General features: G+C 64.0%; 11 protein-coding genes. 6 read left to right on the top strand and 5 right to left on the bottom strand.

Translation table 11 applies throughout. The features are described 5' to 3' along the window. Positions 1-298 precede the first annotated feature (298 nt). The 4 genes from OXR60_RS13670 (at position 299) to OXR60_RS13655 (ending at position 2,327) form a co-directional block, all read left to right on the top strand. The gene (locus OXR60_RS13670) at positions 299-706 is read left to right on the top strand and encodes a single-stranded DNA-binding protein (RefSeq protein ID WP_267396468.1); all 408 of its coding nucleotides are present in this window, start codon (positions 299-301) and stop codon (positions 704-706) included. Positions 707-819: 113 nt separating this feature from the next. After that, the gene (locus OXR60_RS13665) at positions 820-1,089 is read left to right on the top strand and encodes a hypothetical protein (protein WP_267396467.1); all 270 of its coding nucleotides are present in this window, start codon (positions 820-822) and stop codon (positions 1,087-1,089) included. 504 nt (positions 1,090-1,593) lie between these two features. Beyond that, positions 1,594-1,758 (top strand): hypothetical protein, encoded by a 165-nt coding sequence (locus tag OXR60_RS13660; protein WP_267396466.1) that lies wholly within the window; start codon positions 1,594-1,596, stop codon positions 1,756-1,758. Between the two features lie 311 nt (positions 1,759-2,069). Next, complete coding sequence (locus OXR60_RS13655) at positions 2,070-2,327, top strand: hypothetical protein (RefSeq protein ID WP_267396465.1); 258 nt, start codon at positions 2,070-2,072, stop codon at positions 2,325-2,327. Positions 2,328-2,714: 387 nt separating this feature from the next. Here the strand turns inward: OXR60_RS13655 and OXR60_RS13650 are convergent, their stop codons facing one another. Then, on the bottom strand, positions 2,715-3,041 hold the full coding sequence (locus OXR60_RS13650) for a hypothetical protein (RefSeq protein ID WP_267396464.1): 327 nt from the start codon (positions 3,039-3,041) through the stop codon (positions 2,715-2,717). A gap of 246 nt (positions 3,042-3,287) precedes the next feature. Between OXR60_RS13650 and OXR60_RS13645 the strand changes: the two genes are divergently transcribed. Both OXR60_RS13645 and OXR60_RS13640 read left to right on the top strand, forming a co-directional pair. After that, a complete protein-coding gene (locus OXR60_RS13645) occupies positions 3,288-3,680 on the top strand; it encodes a DUF3768 domain-containing protein (protein WP_267396463.1) in 393 nt (130 codons plus the stop codon). A 61-nt stretch (positions 3,681-3,741) separates the two neighbouring features. Beyond that, complete coding sequence (locus OXR60_RS13640; protein ID WP_267396462.1) at positions 3,742-3,984, top strand: antitoxin VbhA family protein; 243 nt, start codon at positions 3,742-3,744, stop codon at positions 3,982-3,984. 433 nt (positions 3,985-4,417) lie between these two features. On the opposite strand, the gene arsH is transcribed toward OXR60_RS13640, so the two are convergent. From arsH to arsC, 4 genes are read right to left on the bottom strand one after another with little or no spacing between them, the layout of a single operon-like run. Beyond that, entirely contained in the window at positions 4,418-5,161 is a 744-nt protein-coding gene (gene arsH / locus OXR60_RS13635) for an arsenical resistance protein ArsH (protein ID WP_267396461.1), read from the bottom strand. Then, a complete protein-coding gene (locus OXR60_RS13630; protein ID WP_267396460.1) occupies positions 5,161-5,484 on the bottom strand; it encodes a YnfA family protein in 324 nt (107 codons plus the stop codon). Before OXR60_RS13630 ends, arsH begins: the two co-directional genes overlap by 1 nt. Next, entirely contained in the window at positions 5,481-6,767 is a 1,287-nt protein-coding gene (locus tag OXR60_RS13625; RefSeq protein ID WP_267396459.1) for an arsenic transporter, read from the bottom strand. The genes OXR60_RS13630 and OXR60_RS13625 overlap by 4 nt, the downstream gene beginning before the upstream one ends. Further along, positions 6,767-7,195 carry an arsenate reductase (glutaredoxin) gene (arsC, locus tag OXR60_RS13620; RefSeq protein WP_267396458.1) on the bottom strand — a complete coding sequence of 143 codons (429 nt, stop codon included), beginning with the start codon at positions 7,193-7,195 and terminating at the stop codon, positions 6,767-6,769. Before arsC ends, OXR60_RS13625 begins: the two co-directional genes overlap by 1 nt. Positions 7,196-7,201: the final 6 nt, after the last annotated feature.

Here is a 7,201-nt window from a genome sequence, read left to right as displayed (position 1 = left end):
CGTGGTGGCAATGCCGGACGAGGATAGCGACAAGGGTGTCCTGCTCTTCGGATCCTTGGCGTTTGCGCGCCCGTGGGGGTTCATCCCCTCTCTTTCCTGAACGACCTAAGCCGGCCGTCCACCCCCTCCAACCCGCGATCATTCGGGCCGAGTTGCCGCTGCGCGGCTGCCCGCACCACCCCTTTGATCGGGGTTCCCCTACGCGCTTCGCGCTTCGGTGGAGAGGGCGTCCTGGCCGCCTTTGACGGTGTTCAGTCGAGGGGACGAACCCCCGGCGAAGCAAAAAAGGAACCTCGAAATGCAGAACCTCGTCATCCTCGCCGGCAACGTCGGCGCCACGCCCGAAACCCGCTCCACCCAGGGCGGCACCAAGATCACCCAGTTCAGCCTCGCCACCTCGCGCCCCAAGCGCGACAGCGAGGGCAAGATCATGAAGGACAGCGACAACCGCCGCTTCGAGGACACAGAGTGGCACCGGATCACCTGCTTCAACGGCGTCGGCAAGACCGTCGCGCAGTATGTCGACAAGGGCCAGAAGGTCATGGTCCGGGGTCGCATCCACTACACCCGCTGGACCGACCAGGAGAACATCGAGCGCTACGGCGTCGAGATCATCGCCGACGAAGTGACCTTCCTCAGCCGCGGTCGCCAGCAGGGCAACACGCAGGACCACGGCGGTCTGGATGACGACGACGTCCCCTTCTGACTCGGAGGCGGGAAACGGCCCGGAGCTGCGGCTCCGGGCCTCTCCTCGTGTTCACCGCTCGTCTCGTAGATGCCCGTTTTCGCGGACCCGGCTCGCCAAGCTACGCTGGCACAATGTCGAAGGAGGACAAGGCCATGCGCAAGAACCGTCTAACCCCTCAGCCGGTCGCGGGCGCGCTAGGCGATCTCAGCGGCCTCACAGATCACAACCCTACTGCGGAGGAACAGCCGCTTCCCGAGGGGATTAGATTGTCCGACCTTTTGGATGATCCCCGACCACAGCCGACCCATGTGAGCCATTTCGAGAATGGAATGCTCAAGGCGGTGCGCGAGCTGAACCAAAATCCGGAATTGCTGCGGGAAGTGTCGAAGCGCATTTCGTGAGATCCGGAAGAGAGTAATTCGGCGTCTCCCGGCTGCGCCGGGACCGTCGCTCTATTCCGCTTTGCTCCACCGAGTCCCTACGGGTCTCGGCCCATTCGGGTAACGATCAACTGACGGGCGCGGAGCGCGCAGGAAATCTTCTTCCGAAAAGCGGCAACATCTTTCCGACCATAACCAGCCAGGGGCGATCAGCACCCCAGCGGCTATCTCATCGAACAAGACGCAGAGCGGTCCAGCGGATCAAGCGAACGTCCACCTCCGGGCAAGGGTGCGTCACAGGCGGTCCACCGTTGAACGCGAAGCTCCGGCCAACGAGCTTCACCCCGCTCTTTGAGGCGCAATCCTTGGGCCGGCTCGGGGCCTTATACGATCAACCCGCAAGGGGTCCGGGCGCTTCGCTACGGCTTTTTTCCGTGCCGGAAAAAAGTGATCGCGGCCCCTCCCCGTCCTGTCGGGCGCCTGTCGAGCGGGGATGAACCCCGCCGGCTTCAAGGAGCCTCGGACATGTTCAACGACATCTGGATCGCCCGCAAATCCGCTCTCAGCCTCGCCCGGAACCTCATGGTCGTCACCATGGTCATCGCCGTGGGCACTCAATACAGCGTCATCACCGCAGAAGACCACGATAGCTCGCTCACCGTGGTCCACGAGTTCGACCCCTTCGCCTGACCGGGTGGGGGCCGAAAGGCCCCCGCGCCTTTGTCAGGCGCAAAGACTTAGGGGGCCAGGACGGGCATCGAGCCCGTCCCGGCCCCGCGCTTCGCGCACTGCGGCACTGTGGGAGGACTGCTCATTCGTGTCGTCCAAGTATGACATGGGTGCGGCGATCGCCTCAAGGATGCGCGGTTCCCCCAATTTGCTGTGCAAATCGGCTCCCCCACGCCCCGCTGGCGCGGCCGCTACGCGGTCCCTGACCCGATCGCCCGGAGCCCATGTCCCGGTACTCCCGCACAATTTCGTGCAAACAACGGGAGAAGCCTATGCAAGTCGATCTGTATCAAACACTCAAATCCATCAACGTAACCGACGATCAGGCAAAGCTGGTGGTAGCCAGCATCGAGGAGTATATCGACGACATGGTTGGAGACGCGACAAAGCCGCTTCAGGAGAAGATCGACGGCCTGCAAAGGTCGCTCGAGACGCACATGAAAACCCAGACATGGGTCATCAGCATCATCGGCTTTACCATCGTGGCCCTGACCGCGATCGGAACGCTGGTGTCGATCCTGCGGCACTGACATCAAGGGGGCTTCGGCCCCCTTTTTTTGCTCACCGCCTAATGTTGGTGGCGCCCCCGCTGCCTCCCCCGTACCGAGGGGGCGGCCGTCAACCTGACGGTCGCAAGGAGGTGATTTATATAGACCCTGCAACAATCGTAGCACTGGTACTCGGCACCGCGACGCTCGTCGTCGCGATCATCAGCCTGGTGGTGAAAATCATCGAGCTGACGCGCCACTAGGCCGAGTTGGGGACCCCCGGCGCTGGAACGCCGGGGCGTCCTTAAACAATTTGAGCCCCGAACGCTGGAACGTCCGGGGCTCAGGATGTGATCTATAGACCTAGACCATCGTAGCCCGGCCTATATACGCCTCAATCCTTACTGCTTCAAGACACGCCTGGACCGGTCAGCTCCACGCGGTTCTGACAGGCGGGAGCTCCTCGAAAACCTCGAGCAGCTTGGGATCGCGCAGCAGCGTCGTCCACTGACCGCCATAGGTCCGCGTCGCCAGATAGAAGGTCGATCCGATGCACTCGACCATCCGGCAGCGCTCCAGCTTGTCGACCAGCGAGTAGCCGGGGCCGTGGCGCGCGACGACATCCTCCATCTCCACTCGCATCAGCGTCCCGCATTTGCAGCACCGCGAGCGAACCAGCGCTTTCATCCGCAACAAGTCGCCGGCGTTCTCCATCCAGCGGGGCCACAGGGCAACGACATTGGCAGCGGTTTCCATGGCCGCACGATAATCCCCCGCGCGCAGGATCGTCCAGCGGCTTGGAATCGGCGCGGTCTCCACTTCGCCGCCATCCCGAGGGGTCTTCGGGCTCCTACGTCCTCGCCGAGGCGCTTTCCCGCGCAAGCCCGCAAGCGGGCTTCTCCACTCCGTTGCGACCCTGCGGGTGCGCGAGGCAGCTATGCCTCGGCGGTCCTGTCGCCTGTCGAAGACCCCGATTGGCGGGGTCAGGACAAGGAGACCGACATGGCCGACCAGACCTCCACATCCGAACGCCCCCAGGGCGGGCCGAGCGAGATCGCGCGCCTCAACGATTGGCTGCGCGAACATCTGACCAGCCCGGGCCACAACCGCGTCGTCATGACGATCGGGATTGCCGCCCTGATCGGAGATACGACCATCTTCCGGGGCTTCCGCAAGCGCGCCGAGCTGCTGCGCACCGTGCGCGATTATGATGGCTTCGACGGTGCGATCGATCCCCACGGCGAGCGCGACATGGGCCGGTTCGAGTTCGAGGGCACGGCCTGCTACTTCAAGATCGATTACTACAACCTCGATCTCTCAGCCGGCTCGGAGAACCCGGCAGATCCGTTCGTAACCACCCGCGTCCTGACGATCATGCGCGTCGATGAGCGGTGAGGAATCCTGCCCTGGCGCCCACGCGGCGGGGCATTATTCTAACGCCTGAGAGGATTAGACGATGAAGGACGAAACTCCCCTCCCCGATCGGATTGCGTCGGTCAGCCCAGAGGAGCGCGCGCGGCGTCAACGCGAGGTCGACTTCGCCCGCGGCAGCGTTCGCCATGAAGGTGGCATTCTTTCCGAAGACATCGAGCGACTCAACGCGCGCTACATCGCCGGCGAGCTCGACAGCGACGAACTGACAGCCGCCATCCTTACCAAAGTCGGAAAAGTCGCTGTCGTCGACGACCCTCCATCGTGACAATCGGGCGGGGCCGGCGTCAAGGATGCGCGGTGCCCCCAATTTTGCCGCGGCGTTGCGCTCCGCTGCGCTCCACTCCAGCCGCAACAAAATCGGCACCCCCACGCCCCGCTTCGCGGCCGCTACGCGGTCCCTGACCCCGACCCCGACCGATCGTCCGGCCGCACCCGTCTCAACGAACAGACGGAGGTTCAAATGCACACTCAGACCGCACGCACCCAGGCTTGGCTCGCGGAGATCGCAAGCATCCAGGCAGAAATCGCAGCACACGGGATGCCCGCACCGGCACCCCGGGCCGCAAGCAAGCGGGCTCGCAAGCTCAAGCCGCTCTGGGAAGAGTGAGCGGAAGGCCGGGGCGGCACCGACCGCCCCGCTACCGTCATGTCTCAGGTTACCGCTGGGAGCCCATATGTCTTTTCCTTGGCCCTTTGCGCTATGACCTGGCCGTTGCGATGCTTGATAGGTCAGTGGTCGTATCAATCAGCACGCCCGCCTCCTTGCGCTCGGAATAACGGTCCACAAGCTGAGCAGTATGCGGGCGAAGCAGTACCGTGAAGCGCACCAGCTCCTCCATCACATCAACGATCCGGTCATAGTAGCTCGATGGCTTCATGCGGCCGGCATCATCGAACTCGGCGAATGCCTTGGCGACGGATGATTGGTTCGGAATCGTGACCATCCGCATCCAGCGGCCGAGCACGCGTAGCGTGTTGACGCTGTTGAACGACTGCGATCCGGCCGACACCTGCATGACCGCGAGCGTGCGCCCCTGCGTCGGACGCATCCCGCCCATCGACAGCGGCAGGTGATCGATTTGCAGCTTCATGATGCCGGTAATCTGCCCGTGGCGTTCCGGGCTGCACCACACATGCCCTTCCGACCACAACGACAGCTCGCGCAGTTCGTGGACGGCCGGATGATTGTCGCCCACATGCTGATCGGGCAGCGGCAGGGTCGATGGATCGAAGATGCGCGTTTCGCAGCCGAAGAATTGAAGCAGGCGTGCGGCTTCCTCTACGCACAGGCGAGAGAACGACCGCTCGCGCAGTGATCCATATAGCAGCAGGATGCGCGGCGCTGGATCGTCCGGCCCAAGCCCGAGCGCCGGCCGTTCGAGGGCAAAGGCGCGGTTGAGCGCCGGCAAATGATCCGGCGCCTGAAGATTGCGGAGAGGCATCAGGCGGTCCTTGGTCCCAACAGGATTATACAGGTGCCGATAAGGCAAAGAGCGGCACCACCGATGTCCCAGCGGTCCGGTCGCACGCCTTCGACGGCCCATAACCACATCAGGGACGCGCAGATGTATATGCCACCATAGGCAGCATAGGCCCGCCCCGCCGCATCGCTATCAACGCGTGTCAGGAGCCAAGCGAACAGGATCAGGGACAAGAAGCCTGGAGCCAGCCAGAAGGGAGACTTCCCCATGCGGAGCCATGCCCAGAAGGAAAAGCATCCGGCGATCTCGGCGAGAGCCGCGGCTATGTAGATCAAGGCTGTCATCCGAGAGAAATCCTCAGCGCCAGTGCCGCGAGCGTGATGAGCAGCACGGGCACCGTGAGCGTGACGCCCACCTTGAAATAGTAGCCCCACCCGATGCGCACGCCCTTCTGACCGAGGACGTGCAGCCATAGCAGCGTCGCGAGCGAGCCAATCGGTGTCAGCTTGGGGCCGAGGTCGCAGCCGATTACGTTGGCATAGACCATCGCTTCCTTCACCGCGCCCGTAGCATGGGCCGCGTCGATCGACAGCGCCCCCACCAGCACGGTCGGCATGTTGTTCATCACCGACGACAGGACGGCCGCGATCACGCCCGTCCCGAAAGCAGCGCCCCACACGCCGCCTTGAGCGGTGCGATCGAGTAGCGCGGCCAGATGGTCGGTGAGGCCCGCGTTTCGCAGGCCATAGACGACCAGATACATGCCGAGGGAGAAGATCACGACTTGCCACGGTGCGCCGCGCAGTACCTTGCCGGTCTGGATTACATGGCCCCGCCCCGCGATCACAAGCAGTAGGATCGCGCCGGCAGCGGCAACGGCGCTGACGGGCACGCCAAGGGGTTCGAGCAGGAAGAAGCCAGCCAGCAACAGCGCGAGGACGATCCACCCGGCGCGGAATGTCGCGGGGTCACGGATGGCATCGCGGGGCGCGCGGAGGGCCCCCACGTCATAGGCTTTCGGAATGTCGCGGCGGAAGAACAGCAGCAGCGCGCCGAGCGTGGCGGCGATCGAAACAAGATCGACCGGCACCATCACGGACGCATATTTGCCGAACCCAATCTTGAAGAAGTCGGCCGACACGATGTTGACGAGGTTCGAGACGACCAGCGGCAGGCTGGCCGTGTCGGCGATGAACCCGGCCGCCATGACGAATGCCAAGGTCGCCTTGTCCTTGAAGCCAAGCGCCCGCAGCATGGCGATGACGATCGGCGTCAGGATCAGCGCCGCGCCATCGTTGGCGAACAGCGCGGACACCGCCGCGCCGAGCAGCACGATCAGGACGAACAGCCGGCGACCGTGCCCCCTGCCCCAGCGTGCGACGTGCAACGCCGCCCATTCGAAGAAACCGGCTTCATCGAGCAGCAGGCTTATGACGATAATCGCAACGAACGCAGCCGTCGCGTTCCAGACGATGCCCCACACTACCGGCACGTCGGACAGCGTGACGACGCCCGCGAGCAGCGCCACGACGGCACCACCCATCGCGCTCCACCCGATGCCGAGGCCCTTGGGTTGCCAGATGACGAGCGCAATCGTGGCAACGAAGATCAGGACGGCAAGGAGCATCAGGCGACGCGCTGGCCTGAGGCATCGACCACCTGTTGTCCGTCTTCCTTCGCGAACGCGCCGCGTTGATCGCCCGGCAGCAGATCAAGCACTGCTTCGGACGGCCGGCACAGCTTCACGCCAAGCGGTGAGACGACAAGCGGCCGGTTGATGAGGATCGGATGCGCCATCATCGCGTCCACCAGCGCATCGTCGGACAGCGCCGTGGCGCCCAGACCCAATGCCGCATAGGGCGTCCCCTTCTCTCGCAGCAGTTCGCGGGGTGTCATGCCGGCCCGGTCGATCAGCTCGACCAGCAGCGCGCGCGAGGGCGGGGTTTTCAGATATTCCACGACATGCGGCTCGATGCCGGCATTGCGGATCAGGCCGAGGGTATTGCGCGACGTGCCGCATTCGGGGTTGTGATAGACGACGATATCGACGGCCAAGGGGCG

The organism is Sphingomonas sp. GC_Shp_5 (assembly GCF_026540855.1).
Classification (GTDB): domain Bacteria; phylum Pseudomonadota; class Alphaproteobacteria; order Sphingomonadales; family Sphingomonadaceae; genus Sphingomonas.
The sequence above is the reverse complement of the archived record's forward strand: the minus strand, read 5'-3'. Positions and strand labels throughout refer to the sequence as shown.